The organism is Sphingobium sp. SYK-6, assembly GCF_000283515.1.
GTDB classification, from domain to species: Bacteria; Pseudomonadota; Alphaproteobacteria; order Sphingomonadales; family Sphingomonadaceae; genus Sphingobium; species Sphingobium lignivorans.
Genome location: NC_015976.1, coordinates 1,221,417 through 1,239,717, shown reverse-complemented (window position 1 = coordinate 1,239,717; position 18,301 = coordinate 1,221,417). Strand labels below are relative to the sequence as shown.

The 18,301-nt window shown below is 67.4% G+C and carries 3 protein-coding genes; all 3 read right to left on the bottom strand.

Annotation, left to right across the window (positions count from 1 at the left end; translation table 11 throughout):
* Positions 1-16: 16 nt before the first annotated feature.
* The 3 genes from SLG_RS05620 to SLG_RS05610 all read right to left on the bottom strand — a co-directional run bounded on the left by SLG_RS05620 (position 17) and on the right by SLG_RS05610 (position 18,274).
* Positions 17-589 (bottom strand): invasion associated locus B family protein, encoded by a 573-nt coding sequence (locus SLG_RS05620; protein ID WP_014075473.1) that lies wholly within the window; start codon positions 587-589, stop codon positions 17-19.
* Entirely contained in the window at positions 586-1,125 is a 540-nt protein-coding gene (locus SLG_RS21645) for an invasion associated locus B family protein (protein WP_231848761.1), read from the bottom strand. Before SLG_RS21645 ends, SLG_RS05620 begins: the two co-directional genes overlap by 4 nt.
* A gap of 262 nt (positions 1,126-1,387) precedes the next feature.
* Entirely contained in the window at positions 1,388-18,274 is a 16,887-nt protein-coding gene (locus SLG_RS05610) for a YDG domain-containing protein (RefSeq protein WP_148276504.1), read from the bottom strand.
* Between the last annotated feature and the right edge of the window lie 27 nt (positions 18,275-18,301).

The following is an 18,301-nucleotide window of genomic DNA, read 5'->3' as shown; positions in this document are numbered from 1 at the left end:
GATGGGCGGAAGCGCATCACGGCCGGGACGGCGCGGCATCGGCCTTGCCACCCTTGCCTTTCGCCCAGGTCCGGTTGCGCTCCTCCATCGCCCGCATCCCGTCAGCGAAGCCCTTGAAGGACAGCGGGATCACCATCGGTTCGCCAGCGCTGGTCCTCAGCGCGATCGCGCCTTTCTCGCTGCCAAAGAAGGGATCGAGCTCCTTTCGCGCCATGATCCGGTCAATGAAGCAGCCCGTCGTCTCGCACCGGGTGACGCGGAAACCGGGCAAAGGCTGCCCCTCGCCCAGACGCACTGGCACGTCGCCCTGCACGAAGATGCCGGTCGGCACCTCGAACTGGACGCCATAGCGATCGTCCTTGCCGCCATAAGCGATTGACAGGCGCATGACCGGCTTGCCGCCTGCTCGATCGGTGACCGCCTGTGCCAGCTCGCAAGGCGGCAACGCGTCCCGCGGCGAACAGAGGAGAGTCCAGTCGCCATGCTGCACGCGGCTTTCCGGCGCAGCGGCGGGCTCGGCGGCCTGCACCGGCGCAATGAGCAGGATCGCTGCGGCCGTGAGGAGGGACATGGAAGAATATCGATTCATGGGTTCTTCTCCAGAGGCTGATCGGCATCGGCATCACTGACGCCATCACCCGCGCCATTGCGAAGCAGCATCTCGGCCATGGCGGCCTCGAAGCCCGTCAGGCTGACGGGAATGGCCTGCGTGCTGCCGCGCCGGTCCCGATATTCGAGCCGACAGGCTGCCGACGCTTCCAGTCCATCGAGCATGGCGGCAGGCAGCGAGCCGGCAGCCATGCAGGACGCAGCCGTGCAATCCGAGACCGGAACAAGGAGCGGCTGCCCTTCTTCCTCCAGGACGACCAGCACCTTCTCCGCCGGATCGACATCGGGTGGCAGAAGCAGCTGCACGCCGCACGGCCCCTGCGCCCCCATGCAGGAGAGGCTGAACTGGGCGACATAAGTGCCGGAGGCCCCACGGTTCCGCGCGAGCTGTGCGATCTCGCAGGCCGGGACGACCCGGGGGTCGGCGAAGCAGAGGACCGACCAGTCCCCATGCACGGCCGCGACGACGGTAGGCGCCTCCGCCGCCATGGCCGGCACCGGTCGGGCAAGGAGCAACCCGAACGCAAGAAGCGCGAGCGCTAGGGCTGATCGACATTCAGATGATGGCGTAGCGAAAATGGTGATTTTTCGGGACCCGGCGCGCAGCGTACTGAAGGTATGTGAGCACCGGAAGACCGGGAAAGCGCCATTTGCAGGCCGCCAGCGCTGAATGGCGATTCGCCCTAACCGCAAGAGCCTCTCGCCGATCGCAGTGCCACCACATGCCGCGCGACAGGTCGGATTCCCATGCATCCCACCCGTCCCCCGGGATGTGCGATCAATTGCCGACATAATAGACCTCCGGGCCGGGGTTGGTGCGCGGGACGATGCGCCGATAGCGATGCGGCGTGTCCTCATCGTCGCCATCCAGATCCGCCGTGACATAGAGCGACCCGCCCCGTCCGGCCGCGCCCAGCAGGTTGCGCAGCACCAGGCGCGCACCGCCTTCCAGCACGAACGAGGCCGCGACGGTCTCCAGCCCGCCGGCCTGCGCCCCGGCCATGAGACCGGCCGAGCCGCCGCCCCCGCGTGAAGCCGCGCCTGATCCGCCGCCCCACGGCGCGAAGGCCGGACCTGCCCCCTGCCCGCCCCCATCGGCGAAGACGCCGTCGCCCGCCGTCCCGACGGACAGCGAGCGGCTGACCAGATCATCGGCCTGCCGCCCGGACGCCCCCGCCCCGCCGCCAGCGCCGCAGACCCCGCCGATCCGCGGCCACCCGCCGTTCGACGCGCAGCGAATGATGCCGCCAACATGATTGGCCGGATTGTCGAGCGTGATGGGCCCATTGCCGGAGATCAGCAGATCGCCGCCAACCGTCACGGGCAGGCCCTGCGAAATGCCGTCGAATGCGCCGGGACCGGCATGGATGGTCAGCGTTCCGCCCACGATCGTCGGTCCACCGAGCGCCACTTTGGCGCCCGCGCTAACTGTCGTGTCACCGATCGACGTCAGCGCGCCCGCAAGCACCGAACCGGCAGCGCGAAGATCGAGAGTCCTGCCGGAGATGGATATGAAGGAAAGATCGCCAAGTCCTTGATTGATCGAGATATTACCACCGACCGAGATCGAGCCGGCACTCTGCACGAAACTGTCGAGCACCGTGATCGCACCCGTGCCCAGGATAGCGCCGCCAGACTGTCCTAATGTGTCCACCGTCAGGCCGCCGGCGACGCTCAGGCTCCCCCCCAGCATCGAGAAGGTCGTATCCGTCGCGCTTGGAACGCTGTCGGCATCGGGGCTGGTATCCAGCCAGTCGATCGAGACCGGCCCGCCATGGGCGCCGCCGCTCGTCTGCCCCGGATCGAACGTCACGCTCACATTGGCAGGCAGGACGACCCGGGCGACATTCGCCCCGTCCGGCACCGCGCCCCCGCTCCAGTTCGCGGCATCGAACCAGTTGATCCCGTCCCCGCCGCCGGTCCAGACGACCTGGGCAAGGCGATGGATCGTCGCAAGGTTGGCCACGCTCGGCTGCGCCAGCGTGTAGTTCCCGGCATCGGCCCCGGCGAGGCCATAGCCGCTGGCGCTGACCGTCCATGTGCCGACGTCCTTGTCCGCGAAGGCGCCGGTCCCGGCCGTGAAGTTCACATCCTCGCTGCCGACCACGCCCACCAGCGCACCGCCGGAGAGCGTCGCTAATGTGCTGCCATCATAGTCACGATCCGCCGCGACCACGCCGGTCAAGCTGAGGAGCTTGGCCGAGATGCTGGCGTCGGCCACCACCGGCTGCTCCAGCGTATAGTTGCCGGCATCGGCACCGGCGAGGCCATAGCCGCTCGCCGTCACTGCCCAGGTCCCGACATCCTTGTCCGCAAAGCTGCCAGTGCCAGCAGTGAAGCTCACATCCTCGCTGCCAACCACGCCCACCAGCGCGCCCCCCGAGAGCGCCGCCAATGTGCTGCCGTCATAGTCACGATCCGCCGCAACCACGCCGGTCAGGCTCAGCAGCTTCGCCGAGATGGTAGTATCAGCAACGCTCGGCTGGACCAGCGTGTAGTTCCCGGCATCGGCCCCGGCGAGGCCATAGCCGCTGGCGGTGACCGCCCAAGTGCCGACATCCTTGTCCGCGAAGCTGCCCGTGCCGGCGGTGAAGCTCACATCCTCGCTGTTCACGACACCGACCAGTGTGCCGCCGGACAGGTCCGCCACGGTGCTGCCGTCATAAGCCCGGTCCGCCGCAACCACGCCGGTCAGGCTCAGCAGCTTCGCGGAGATGCTGGCGTCGGCCACCACCGGCTGGGCCAGCGTATAGTTGCCGGCATCGGCACCCGCGAGACCATAGCCGCTCGCCGTCACCGCCCATGTCCCAACATCCTTGTCCGCGAAGGCGCCGGTCCCGGCCGTGAAGTTCACATCCTCGCTGTTAACCACCCCGACCAGCGTGCCGCCGGAGAGATCGGCCAACGTGCTGCCATCATAATCCCGGTCCGTTGCAGCCACACCGGTAAGACTGAGGAGCTTTGCCGAGATGCTGGCATCGGCCACCACCGGCTGCGCCAACGTATAGTTGCCGGCATCGGTGCCCGCGAGGCCATAGCCGCTCGCCGTCACGGCCCATGTGCCGACGTCCTTGTCCGCAAAGGCGCCGGTCCCGGCGGTGAAGCTCACATCCTCGCTGTTCACGACACCGACCAGCGTGCCGCCCGAGAGGTCGGCCAGCGTGCTGCCGTCATAGGCCCGGTCGGCTGCGACCACGCCGGTGAGGCTCAGCAGCTTGGCCGAGATGCTGGCATCGGCCACCACCGGTTGCGCCAGCGTATAATTCCCGGCATCGGCCCCGGCGAGACCATAGCCGCTCGCGGTCACCGCCCACGTCCCGACGTCCTTGTCCGCAAAGGCGCCCGTGCCGGCCGTGAAACTCACATCCTCGCTGTTAACCACCCCGACCAGCGTGCCGCCGGAGAGATCGGCCAACGTGCTGCCATCATAATCCCGGTCCGTTGCAGCCACACCGGTAAGACTGAGGAGCTTTGCCGAGATGCTGGCATCGGCCACCACCGGCTGCGCCAACGTATAGTTGCCGGCATCGGTGCCCGCGAGGCCATAGCCGCTCGCCGTCACGGCCCATGTGCCGACGTCCTTGTCCGCAAAGGCGCCGGTCCCGGCGGTGAAGCTCACATCCTCGCTGTTCACGACACCGACCAGCGTGCCGCCCGAGAGGTCGGCCAGCGTGCCGCCATCATAAGCGCGGTCGGCTGCAACCACGCCGGTCAAGCTGAGGAGCTTCGCCGAGATGGTAGCATCCGCCACCACCGGCTGCGCCAGCGTGTAGTTCCCGGCATCGGCACCGGCGAGGCCATAGCCGCTGGCCGTCACTACCCATGTGCCGACATCCTTGTCTGCGAAGCTGCCCGTGCCAGCGGTGAAGCTCACATCCTCGCTGTTCACCACCCCGACCAGCGTGCCACCGGACAGGTCGGCCACGGTGCCGCCGTCATAGTCACGATCCGCCGCAACCACGCCGGTCAAGCTCAGCAGCTTCGCCGAGATGCTGGCATCCGCCACCACCGGCTGTGCCAGCGTGTAGTTCCCGGCATCGGCACCGGCGAGGCCATAGCCGCTGGCCGTCACCGCCCAGGTCCCGACGTCCTTGTCCGCGAAGCTACCGGTGCCGGCGGTGAAGTTCACGTCCTCGCTGTTCACGACACCGACCAGCGTGCCGCCCGAGAGGTCAGCCACGGTGCCGCCATCATAAGCCCGGTCCGCCGCAACCACGCCAGTCAAGCTCAGCAGCTTGGCCGAGATCGAAGCATCGGCGATGCTCGGCTGTGCCAGCGTGTAGTTCCCGGCATCGGCACCGGCCAAGCCATAGCCGCTCGCCGTCACCGCCCAGGTCCCGACGTCCTTGTCCGCGAAGCTACCGGTGCCGGCGGTGAAGTTCACGTCCTCGCTGTTCACGACACCGACCAGCGTGCCTCCGGAGAGATCGGCCAGCGTCCCACCGTCATAGGCCCGGTCGACTGCGACCACCCCAGTCAGGCTCAGCAGCTTCGCCGAGATCGAAGCATCGGCGATGCTCGGCTGGGCCAGCGTGTAGTTGCCCGCATCGGCACCGGCCAAGCCATAGCCGCTCGCCGTCACCGCCCAGGTCCCGACGTCCTTGTCCGCGAAGCTACCGGTGCCGGCGGTGAAGTTCACGTCCTCGCTGTTCACGACACCGACCAGCGTGCCTCCGGAGAGATCGGCCAGCGTCCCACCGTCATAGGCCCGGTCGACTGCGACCACCCCAGTCAGGCTCAGCAGCTTCGCCGAGATCGAAGCATCGGCGATGCTCGGCTGGGCCAGCGTGTAGTTGCCCGCATCGGCACCGGCCAAGCCATAGCCGCTCGCGGTCACTGCCCAGGTCCCGACGTCCTTGTCTGCGAAGCTGCCCGTGTCGGCGGTGAAGCTCACATCCTCGCTGCTGACGACACCGACCAGTGTGCCGCCGGACAGGTCAGCCAGCGTGCTGCCGTCATAGGCCCGGTCGGCTGCGACCACACCGGTCAGGCTCAGCAGCTTGGCGCTGATCGACGCGTTCGCCACCACCGGCTGCGCCAGCGTATAGTTGCCGGCATCGACGCCCGCCAAGCCATAGCCGCTCGCCGTGACCATCCACGTCCCGACATCCTTGTCCGCAAAGCTGCCCGTGCCAGCGGTGAAGCTCACATCCTCACTGTTCACGACACCGACCAGCGTGCCGCCCGAGAGGTCGGCCACCGTACCGCCGTCATAGGCCCGGTCCGCTGCGACCACCCCAGTCAGGCTCAGCAGCTTCGCCGAGATGGTGGCGTCGGCCACCACCGGCTGGGCCAACGTATAGTTGCTGGCATCGGCGCCAGCGAGGCCGTAGCCACTCGCCGTCACCGTCCAGGTGCCGACATCCTTGTCCGCGAAGCTGCCGGTCCCGGCCGTGAAACTCACATCATCGCTGTTGACCACACCGACCAGCGTGCCGCCGGACAGGTCAGCCACGGTGCCGCCGTCATAAGCACGATCCGCTGCGACCACACCGGTCAGGCTCAGCAGCTTCGCCGAGATGCTGGCATCGGCCACCACCGGCTGGGCTAACGTATAGTTGCCGGCATCGGTGCCCGCGAGGTCGTAGCCGCTGGCCGTCACCGCCCATGTGCCGACGTCCTTGTCCGCGAAGCTACCGGTGCCGGCGGTGAAGTTCACGTCCTCGCTGTTCACGACACCGACCAGCGTGCCTCCGGAGAGATCGACCAGCGTCCCACCGTCATAGGCCCGGTCGGCTGCGACCACGCCAGTGAGACTGAGGAGTTTCGCCGAGATCGAAGCATCGGCCACGAGCGGCTGCGCCAGCGTGTAGTTCCCCGCATCGGCGCCAGCGAGACCATAGCCGCTCGCCGTCACTGCCCAGGTGCCGACGTCCTTGTCCGCGAAGCTGCCCGTGCCAGCGGTGAAGCTCACATCCTCACTGTTCACGACACCGACCAGCGTGCCGCCCGAGAGGTCGGCCAGCGTGCTGCCATCATAGGCCCGGTCGGCTGCGACCACCCCAGTCAGGCTCAGCAGCTTGGCCGAGATCGAAGCATCGGCGATGCTCGGCTGTGCGAGCGTATAGTTGCCCGCATCGGCACCGGCCAAGCCATAGCCGCTCGCCGTCACGGCCCAGGTGCCGACATCCTTGTCCGCAAAGCTGCCGGTCCCGGCCGTGAAGCTCACATCCTCGCTGTTCACCACCCCGACCAGCGTGCCACCGGACAGGTCAGCCAGCGTGCTGCCGTCATAGGCCCGGTCGGCTGCGACCACCCCAGTCAGGCTCAGCAGCTTCGCCGAGATGCTGGCATCCGCCACCACCGGTTGCGCCAGCGTGTAGTTCCCGGCATCCGCACCGGCCAAGCCATAGCCGCTCGCCGTCACGGCCCAGGTGCCGACATCTTTGTCCGCAAAGCTGCCGATCCCGGCCGTGACACTCACATCCTCGCTGTTCACCACCCCGACCAAGGTGCCACCGGACAGGTCGGCCAGCGTGCTGCCGTCATAGGCGCGGTCGGCTGCGACCACGCCAGTGAGACTGAGGAGTTTCGCCGAGATCGAAGCATCGGCCACGAGCGGCTGCGCCAGCGTGTAGTTCCCGGCATCGGCGCCAGCGAGGCCATAGCCGCTGGCCGTCACGGCCCAGGTCCCGACGTCCTTGTCCGCGAAGGCGCCGGTCCCGGCCGTGAAACTCACATCATCGCTGTTGACCACACCCACCAGAGCACCACCGGACAGGTCGGCCAGCGTCCCACCATCATAGGCCCTGTCCGCCGCGACCACCCCGGTCAGGCTCAGCAGCTTGGCGGCCAGGGTAAGCGTGCCCGAGGAAGTTGGCGTCGCGAAGAGATAGCCTGCGGTGTTGGCGAGCGTCCCGATCGCAAGGTCCACATCATAAGGCGAGCCTGCGACATCAGCATCCGCGACGCTTCCGGCGGAAGAGAGCAGCGGCGCGCCGGAGAGGCCGATATTCACCGTCGTTTCCTGCAGCCACACATTGCCATAGCCTGAGGCAGCGACCAGTCCCGACAGCGTGAAATGCGTGTCCAGCACGGCGGTCGGGAATGTGTAGACATCGCCATAGGTCTTGGTGTCGCTGAAAGCGGTTGCCACGGAGAGCGTCGGCTGATGCGCGAACACGTAGCGATTGCCCGCAGGGACGGAGGCCGGCGCCAATGTGAGCCGGTTGGCGCCCCAGACAGGCAGACTGCCGCTGGCAAGGCCGCTGAAGCTGCTGTCGGCGGGATCGCCCAGATAGAAGATCCAGCGGCCGGACGCGGTCTCCACGGCCAGGCTGCCGGTGAGATTGTTGAAGTCCTTGCCGGTGCCGCCGCCTTTGGCCGCATCGACCACGATCTCCCCGCCGCCACTGGCGATTTTCGGGCCGGTGCCGGATACATAGAGGCCATCATTGCCGGTGCCTTCGGTCCCGCCGCCGCCCCGGGCGATGATCGTCGCGGCGCCGGCGTCGCTGAGCACAGCCTGTTCCGCATTGAGATAGACGCCGATCCGCTTGTTGCCGGTGCCCGAGCCGCCCGTGCCGATCAGGTGGATCGCCGCCGCGTCTGCCCCGGTCCCGGTCGAGCGCACCTGCGTGCCGCTGCCGATCTGGATGCCGTAATGGCTCGCATCGATGCCATCGGCGCCCGCGCCGCCTGTCCCGGTCAGCGCGATATCGCCGCGCTCGCTCTCCACGTAGGTGCCGGCACTGGAGAGATAGATGCCGATATTGGTGGCCGAAGCGGATGTGGCCTTGCCGCCGCCCTGCCCCGTGAGCGTGACGGCAGCGGTGCCCGAGGATGCGACATAGGCCGCGGCGGACAAGGCGATGCCATGGTTCTCGCTCCCCTCCGCGCTCGCCCCGCCGGTGCCGAGGAGATCGATATCGCCATCGGCGGCGAGGATCGCGGTGTTGGCCCCGGTCACCAGCACGCCTGCATTGGCGCCCGACGCGCCCTTGCCGCCGCCCACGCCATCCAGGCTGATCGCCGCGGCATTGGCGCCGAGGCCGGTCGACTGGATGACCGCGCCGCCGGCCATCAGGATGCCCTGGTTGCCGCTCGTCGTGCCCTCTGCATTCACGCCACCCCGACCGGTGATCTCGATATCGCCATCGATGCTTTCGATGCGGGTCGCGGCCGACGAGATCCGCACGCCGACATTGTCATAAGAGGCGCCGGTGCCGCCGCCCGTGCCGGAGATCGTTATCCGCGCGGCATCCGCGCCCGTCCCGGTGGACAGAATCTTCGAGTTATGGACGATCGCGACGCCGTAATTGCTGGCGCCGCTGGTCGCGGCGCCACCTGTGCCGGTGATGAGGATATCGCCGAGATGGCTCTCGATCCGCGAGCCGCCATTCGCTCCGGTCGGCGCATCATGGATCAGGACGCCATGCCGGCTGCTGCCTGCGGTGCCGGCGCCACCATGCCCCTCGATCGTGAGCGTGCCCGCCCCGAGGGACTCCACCACGCTGAAGTTGATCTGCACGCCGATCGCCGTGGCGCTGCCTTCTCCGGCGCGCCCGAAGATATCGACATTGCCGCCGCCCCCTGCGGCGGTCCTGACGAGCGCGCCCGCGTCGAGCAGGACGCCATGGTTGCTCCCCGCGGCGGAGAAGGACGTGCCATCGTCATTGGCCCGCAGGACGATAGCGTCGAAGGAATTTGCGTCGCCCGCATAGCTGTTCTCGATCGTGGCGCCGGTCAGCGTGATCTGTGTCCCCGCCGTCATGGTGAGGGCGGCCTTGCCGCTGACCAGCAGATGGACGCCGCTCACCGCGCTGATGTCGCCCAGCGTGGCGGTGTAGCTCTGCGCGCCGCTGGTCGTGACGTCCTCCTCGATCTGCAGCGTGGCGCTTGCTGCGGTCGTGGTGAGGGCGGCACTTGTGGCGGCGATGCCGGCCTGCGTGCCGACAGTGCCCACGATGAGATCGCCCGCGCCGCCATGGGTCAGCGCGATCGTGCCGGTGTCGGCCGCCAGCGTACCGATGGCGTTGCCGGCATTTGTGAGGGTGTAGGCGCCCGTCGCATTCAGCAGCAGGAGCTGGGCTGCGGTGATCGCGGCGCTCTGGCTCGTCGCACCCGCGACGTCCAGCGTCAGCCGGTTTGTACCGACGTTCAGCGCGCTGCCAACGGCAAGCCCGCCGCTCCCGATCAGCCGCAGATGATCCTGGAACGTGGCAAGGCCACTGCCGACGCTGATCGCCCCGGCGGTGCTGTTGCCGATCACGATCTCTGCAAAGCCATTCGTCACAGTCGCGAGCGTCGCCGCGGAAATCACCAGCTCGCTCCCGGTGGCGCCGATCCCGATCAGGCGCCCGCCGGTGCGCGGCTGGAAGGTGAGGATGCCGGCGCCCGTCGTCGTGCCGGCAAGGCCGATGGTATCGGCGTTCAGGGTGATATCGCCAGTGCCGGCGCCGCCGAGCAGGGATGTGGAGAGCGTGCCCACGTCCCGCCCGGCACCGCCGCCTGCCGCCGTTCCCGTAATGGTGATGTCGCCACCGGCCGAGGTCAGGACCTGCCCTGCCCCCGCGATGCGCACCGCGTCGCGAACCGCATTGGCGGACGCACCGGTGATGCTGATATCGCCCGTGCTCGTCTGGACCAGCGCGCCCGTGAGTCCGATCCAGACCCCTTCGCCGTCGCCGGTCTGCCGTGTCCCCTGGAGCGTGATATCGCCGCCACCGGAGGACTGGATGGACGCCCCGACGCCGCCCAGGAGATAGAGCGCCGGGAAATTGCCGGCGGCGCCCGAGGCCAGCGCCGTGACCTCGATGTCCCCCAGGTTGGACGAAATGCCGCTGCCGCCGCTGAGATAGACGCCCGAATAGTTGCTCGTGCTGTTCACCGCCTCCCCGGTGAGCGTGACGTTCCCCGCGCCGAGCGACTGGACCGTGGCCGTGGTGGCCATGGCGATGCCGTGGCCCGAGACCGCGCCGCCACGGCCCGAGAGGACGATGTTGCCGGCGCCGCCCGCAGCCGTCCGGACGACCGATCCGGCAGCCATCTCCACGCCGGAAAGACTGCCCGCATCCGCGATCGCGCGCCGGTTGCCCATGATCGATATGGCATCGAACGGCGTAAGATCGCTCGCATAGCTGTTCTCGATCGTCGAGGAGGCGCCGAGGCTCACTTGCCGCGCGGCATCGATGCTGAGCATGGCGGCGCCCGAAACCGTCAGCGCCGTCCCCGCAGCCAGCTGGACATCGCGCTCGGAGACATAGTCCTGCGCGCCGGTGGTCGTGACGGCATTGTTGATCGCGATGTCCGCTGATGCGTTGCTGCTGGTCAGCGAGAGCGACGCGGCGGTGACGCCGGTGGTGGTGCCGACAGTCCCGACGACGAGATTGGCAGCCGCGCCGCTGGTGACCAGAACATTCCCGGTGCCCAGGCTGGCCGCCAGCGTGCCCACGGCATTGCCGCCATATCCGAGCGTGTAGTCGGCGCCCGTCCCCAGCAACAGAAGCTGCCCGGCAGTGATCGCTTCGGATTGCGTGCCCCCCCCCGCCGTCTCCAGCGTGAGGCGATTGCTGCCGACGCTGAGCGCGCCGTTGATGGCGAGCGCGCCGGCGCTCAGCAGATGAAGATTATCGCTGAACGCAGAGAGGCCAGTGCCGACCGTCATCGCCCCGGCATCCGCTTTGCCGATCAGGATGCCGGCAAAGCCGTTCTGGATATTGGCGAGCGAGGCAGCACTCAGCGACAGGTCGCCCGCCCCGGCGCCAAGGCCGATGGTGCGGCCCGAGGTGCGGGGCTGGATGGTCAGGACACCACTGCCGGACACCGCACCGGCGAACGAAACCGTGTCTGCATTGATCGTGATGTCGGTGGTGCCGGCGACGCCGAGCAACCCGCCCGAAACGACTTCGAAGTCCGAGGCGCCACCCGGCGCACTGCTCGCCGTGATGGTGATGGCGCCGGACGCGGCGCGAACACTCGCGGAACTGGAGGAGATCCAGACGCCCGCTCCGGCCCCCGACGCGCTGCCGGTGAGATCGATGTTCCCGGTGCCGGTCGTGCGCAGGAGCGACCCGTTGAAGACGAAAAGCCCTGGGGCCGGCCCTGTTCCCACAGCCTCGCCCGTGACGTCGATATCCCCATTCGCCGCCGTGATCTCGGAGGATTGCGTGAGGAAGACGCCGTAGTTGGTGGTGCCAGCTCCGGAGCCGCCCGTGCCATGCAGCGTGATCGCACCCGCACCGAGCGCTTCTATCTTCGAGCCGCCGATCAGATTGATGCCGCGGCTGTCGTCCGTCCCGCCCCGAGCGGAGATGTCGATGGCCCCCGCGCCGCCGGCGGCGGTCCTGATGATGGCGCCCCCCTCGAGCTGGGTCCCGGCGAGCGCACCGGCCGCCTGCACGCTGCGGCGGTTCGACGATATGGCCACGGCATCGAACGGCGTGAGATTGCCGCTGAAGCTGTTCTCGATCTTCGAGCCTGTCAGCAGCAGAACTTGCCGCGCAGCATCGATGCTGAGCGTGGCGGCACCGGTCACCGTCAGGTTCGTGCTGCTCGCCAGCTTCAGATCGCGCTCGGACAGATAGTCCTGAGCGCCGCTCGTGGTGATATTGCCCTGCAGCAGTATGTCTCCGGCACTGCCGCTGTTGATGACGTCCAGCGAGCCGGCGGTGATCGCGCGCAGGGTGATGTCACCGCTGCCGCTGTTCGACTTGCCGGCGCCGTCCCGCAGGTCGATCGACACAGCGCCGCTTCCGGCGTTGATCGAGACGCCGCTTGCCATCGTGATGACGGCATTGCCGCTGTCCCGATAGGCATCGACGACGCCGTTCGCGAGCCGGTCGTTCCCGATCAGCGACAAGTCGCCATTGTCCGTCGTGATGCTGGTGGCATTGAGGAGAATGCTGCGGCCGGCCTGCAGCGTGAGGTCGCCGCCATCGCCCAGCGGATTGTCCACCGCGAGCGCCGCTGTCAGGCTGATGTCGTTCGAGGCCTGGAGCGTCAGGTTGGTGCCGGCGGCCAGCAGGGCCGCGAGCGAGGCAGCCGACACGTTGACAGTCGCCTCCGGCTGGTCGGCGTAGATCAGCCCACCGTCCACCGCGCGCTCGGTCGAGAACAGGTACACGGCACCGCTGTTGGAGATGGCGTTACTGGCGCCGTCGTCGGCATTCGCCCCCGCCGCCAGCCGCAGACCGTTCGCGCTCAGCGCAGCCGACACGCCGAAATTGTCATCGACGTCGAGCGCAATGTTCGTGTCCCATGTGCCCGTGTACCCCGAGCCGATTGTGCTCTTGTGCGCCGCACCCGAAAAGGTCGTGTCGGTGAAACTGAACAGATGGATCGCGCCCGCGTTCTGCACGCTGTTGCCGAAACCGTCGTCCAGATTGGCGCCGGCCACGAGGTAATTGCCGTCCCCGTTGAAAGCGACCGATCGGCCAAACTGGTCGCCGTCCTCGAGCGGAGTGAGATTGAGGTTCTTGCCCCCGGAGTAACCAGCGCCGATCCTCGCAACGGAGGCGCCGCCGCCAAAATCCGCATCGGTAAAGCTGAACAGATACACGGCGCCGGAGGCACTCGCCGCGTTGCCGGAACCATCGTCGCCCGAGGCTCCGACGGCCAGCCGGTCGCCGGCCGCATTCAACGCTACCGAAATACCGAAAAAGTCGCTGTCTTCAAGCGTGGGCAATCCGCTGGCGCCAGCGTAGCCGCTCCCGATGGTGCCCGCGTGAATCCCCCCGCCGAAATCGGTGTCAGTGAAGCGGAACAGGTAAACCGCGCCAGCGTTCGTGGTGAGGTTGGTGCTTCCATCATCGAGATATGCGCCGACGGCAAGCCGATCGCCCGCGGCATTCAGTGCGACCGCCGCACCGAACGAATCGCTGACGCCAAGCGTCACGGCGATATCACCGGTGCCAACATAGCCAGCACCGATGGTGCCTGAATGGGTGCCATTCGAAAAAGCGTCGTCCGTGAAACTGAAGAGATGTACCGCGCCGGAGCCCGTTGCACCGTTCGCGAAGCCATCGTCGCCGTGCGCGCCGACTGCCATGCGATTGCCGGTGTCGTTCAGCGCGACAGAGAAGCCGAAACCATCGCCCGATTCCAGCGAGGCGAGATCGACGTTCTTGCCGCCGGTATAACCCTTGCCGACAATCGCTTCGAGCGCACCGTCCGAGAACTGATCGTCGCTGAAGCTGAAGAGATAGACGGCGCCGTAGGTTGTCGTGCCGTGAGCGACCCCGTGGTCCCCGAAGGCTCCAACCGCCAGCCGATCGCCTGCGCTGTTCAGCGCCGCCGAGATACCGAACTGGTCCGCTGCGTCTGGGCGGGGGTTGAGAGCGATATCCTGATGCCGCTGATAGCCATTGCCGACCAGGCCTGCGAGCTGGCCTCCGCTGAAATCGCGATCTGTGAACCCGAAAAGATAGATTGCGCCCGAAGAGGCCGCCCGATTGCTCGCACCGCCATCCAGGAACGAACCGGCGGCGAGCCGGTCGCCGGCGGCATTCAGCGCAACGGAAAAACCGAAGCGGTCGCCCACTTCAAGGTTGACGGGGCTGAGATTTTTCCCGCCGCTGTAGCCGCTGCCAATCCGAGCAGAGAGCGTGCCCCCGGAAAAATCCGTATCCGTGAAGCTCAGCAGATACACCGCGCCCGCATTCGCCGCAGTGTTGCTGTTGCCGGCATCGCCAGGCACGCCGATCGCGAGCCGGTCGCCCGCCGCGTTCAGGGATACACCGATGCCCAGCTGGTCGTTGGCATCCAGCGACAGCGAAACACTCCCGGCGCCCGCATAGCCCTTGCCGATGGTGCCGATGTGGGAGGCACCGGTGAAATCGGTGTCTGCGAAGGAGAACAGATAGACGGCGCCTGCGCCGCTCGTAAGGTCGTCGCTCCCGTCGTCGCCAAGGGCGCCGACGGCAAGCCGATCGCCTGCCGCATTCAGCGATACGGAGTTGCCGAGTTGGTCGTTCCCCGCAAGCGCGATGCTGAGATCATTGGCGCCTGCGTAGCCGGTGCCGATCGTGCCCACCAGCGCCACCGTGCCATCCAGAGTGAACAGGTGTACGGCCCCGGCTTCCGTGACACCGTTGCTTGCACCGTCGTCGGCGCTCGCTCCGACGGCCATTCGGTCGCCGGCTGCATTGAGGGTGACCGCACGGCCGAACCGATCGGTATCTTCGAGGCTGCCGACATCGAAGTCGTTGACGCCGCTCGCTCCTGAATATCCCTTTCCGACGATGCCGGTAATCGTGCCGCCTGTAAAATCCCGGTCGGCGAAGTCCAGCAGATAGACCGCGCCCGCGTTGCTGGTGGCTTCGTCGCTGCCGTCGTCACCGATCGCGCCGACCGCGAGCCGCGTCCCTTCCGCATTGAACGCGAGCGACGAGCCGAAAAAGTCGTCCGTGGCGAGGCGGTCGATGTCGATATTCTTGCCGCCGGTATACCCCTTGCCAACGATCCCCGAGAGCGTGCCGTCGGAGAAATTGCCGTCCGTGAAGCTGAACAGATAGACCGCGCCCGTCGAGGGCGTGTCGTCGAGTGCCCCGGCATCGTACATCGCGCCAACGGCGAGCCGGTCTCCGACGGCGTTGAGCGCGACCGCAATTCCCAGCCTGTCGCCCGCTTGCAGAGTCTCGACCCCGATGTCACTCCGCCACGCATCCCGGCCGATGACGCCCGCGACTGTGCCGCCCGAAAAGTTGCCATCCCCGAAACGCATCAGATAGACAGCGCCCGTCCCGCTCGCGGCATTGGTGCCGCCATCATCGCCATAGCTGCCGACCGCCAGACGATCGCCAGCGCCGTTCAGCGCGACACCAAAGCCCAACAAGTCGCTCGCCTCGATCTCCGCGACATCGATATTCTTGCCGCCGGTATAGCCCTTGCCGATGAGGCCGGCATGCGTGCCATTCGCCATGTTGCCGTTGGCGAAAGTGAAGAGGTGCACTGCTCCCGCGGACGCCATGTTGTTCGTGCTGCCGTTATCGGTCACCGCGCCCACCGCGAGGCGCGTACCGTCCGCGCTCAGCGCGACCGAATAGCCGAACTGGTCGCCCCCGGCGACGACGGTGGCATCAGTATCGCCAGCGCCCACATAACCCTTGCCGATGGTGCCAAGATGAGTAGCGCCGCCAAAACTCGTGTCAGAAAAGCCGATGACATGGACCGCGCCGCTGGTGGCGGCGCTGTTGCCAAAGCCCGCATCGCCATGCGCGCCCACGGCGAGGCGGTCGCCCGCATCGTTCAGCGCGACGGAGACACCGAGATAATCGCCGATGTCGAGCGTGAGAGCCAGATCCCCGGCCCCGGCATAGCCATAGCCGATGGTCCCGCTGTGAGCGCCGCCGCCGAAACTCGTATCGTCGAACGTGAAGAGATAGACCGCCCCGGACTTATTGGCGACGTTGCCTGCGCCGCTGTCATTCCAGGCGCCTACGGCGAGCAGGTCACCGGCGCCGTTCAACGCGACAGATCGGCCAAAGCCGTCACCTGCCTCCGCGGCGATGTTGATATTGCCCGCGCCGGTATAGCCCCGGCCGATCGTACCGATCAACGCGCCGCCCGAAAAGCTGGTATCGGCGAAGCTGAACAGATGGACCGCTCCGGAGCCACTGGCATCCTCCGCAAGCCCATCGTCCCCAGTTGCGCCGACTGCCAGCCGATCTCCTGCCGCGTTCAGGGCCACCGAATTGCCGAAGGCATCCGATCCCGCGAGCAAAGCGACATCGACATTCTTGCCACCGCTGTAGCCCTTGCCGATGATGCCACTGAGCGTGCCGTTCGAGAAGTTGCCATCGGCAAAGCTGAACAGATAGACGGCGCCGGAACCGGTCAACTGGTTGGCCGCACCATCATCGCCGCTGGCGCCGACCGCCATGCGTGTTCCATCGTCGTTGAGCGCCACCGCCTCGCCAAAGGAATCGAATGTATCCAGCGCTGCCGGAACGCTATCGGCCAGCTCCGGTGGGTTGCTGCTCCCGGAATAGACGGCACCGAGCACGCCGGCATATTGCCAGCTCTCCACGTCATCGACCGTGCCGATCACGATGTTCTTGGGATCGAGCAGCAGGTGACCGCCCGCCCCGGTTTGAACGCCATCGAGCGCCGCCTGGCGCAGATCGCCCGCCGAGGAAATCTCGACCGATCCGCCGGACGCGCCGCGCGCATCGATGCTGCCGAGGAACGTGGTGCGGTCCTGCGACCACAGGATGGCCGTGCCACCCGCGCCGCGCGTGGAGGAAACATCGATCGTGCTGCCGCTGCCGACGAGCAGGTTGCCGGCACTGGCGAGGGCAGGCAGGTCCCCCCAGCGACCCAGCAGGCTCGCGAAATAGGATTTGGAGATGTCGGGAGCCTTGCCCCCCTGAAATGCGCCGCCCACGCGTACCAGCCCACCAATGCTGCGTCCGCGCGCATCGAGTCCCGCGGAAAGCAGCGTGACCTCGCTGGCCGTCAGGTCGATGCGCCCGCCCACACCATAGAGGCCCTCGGCCCGATAGCTGCCGGACGTGACGAGGCTACCGCTTGCCGTCGCGCTGATCGCCCCGCCGCCGATCAGTCCGGATGCGTCGCTTCGGCCGGTCGCGGTCTCCAGGATGCGAGCCGCCCGATAATCGATCGTGCCGCCGTCGCCGCGCGTGCCGGTCGCCAGCACTGTGTCGGCCAGCGAGAGCAGGCCGTCCGCTCTCACCGTGACCGCCCCGCCGGAGGCGCCCGACGCATTGACCGCGCCGCCGAGGGTCACAGACTGCCCCTCGATCGCGATCGTGCCGCCGCGCCCTTCCGCACTGCTGGCGGACAGCAGGCCGGTGGCCGCGACGCCGCCGGCGCCGGAGAGAATGATGGTGCCGCCTTCGCTGCGGATGCTATCCGCACGCACGATTCCGGTCACGTTGACGGACGCGTTGATGATTTCCCGGGCCGCGCTCGTGGTCAGCAGGACGCGACCGCCGGAGGCGGTGATGGTGCCTTGCTGCTCGATCAGGGCGCCGATGGGATTGCCGGACGCATCTGTGAGACTTTGTGAAAGCGCGTCTCCGGGCGCGAAGCTGATGAGGCCGTCCCCGAACAGATCGACACTGAAGCCCTTCGCGGCACCGATGGCCACGCGGCCGAGATCGGCAGTGATGAGCCCGCTGTTGCGCACATGCGGCGCCACCAACGCGGCAAGCCCCGCATCGCGCACGCTGATCCGGCCTTCGACGACGATTTCCGCGTCGGATCGCCCGCCATTCTCGAAACGCAGCACCGATCCGCCCGCCATGAAGGCAGCGTCATTCATGTCATGCGTTGTCGCGACCAGCCCGGCCGCATCCACCGAGGATGTCTTGCCGAACAGGATACCATTGCGGTTGATGAGCACGACCTGCCCGTCCGCCTGGATCGAGCCCAGGATCTGCGAGGGGTCGGCGCCGGTCACCCGATTGGCGATGACGGAGCGCGCGCCCGGCTGCCGGAAGATCGCGCTCTCGCCAGCACCGATCGAGAAGCTGTCCCAGTTCACGATGGCACGGTCGGTCGTTTGGGTGACGAGCAGGCGGCCGCTGCCCTCCCCGGCGATGCTCGCCTGTCCCGCGACCACTGCCCCGCCCCTGGGATCGGCGAGCGCCGTCTTCGACCCGACCAGCACGCCTGCCGCCGCGATGGCAGCCAGGATGCTCGCTTCCCGATACCAGCGGCTGCTGCGGCTCTGCCTCTTGCCCATCATCGCGACCCCACCCATGAACACCTCACTGCCCTTTGCCTTCCG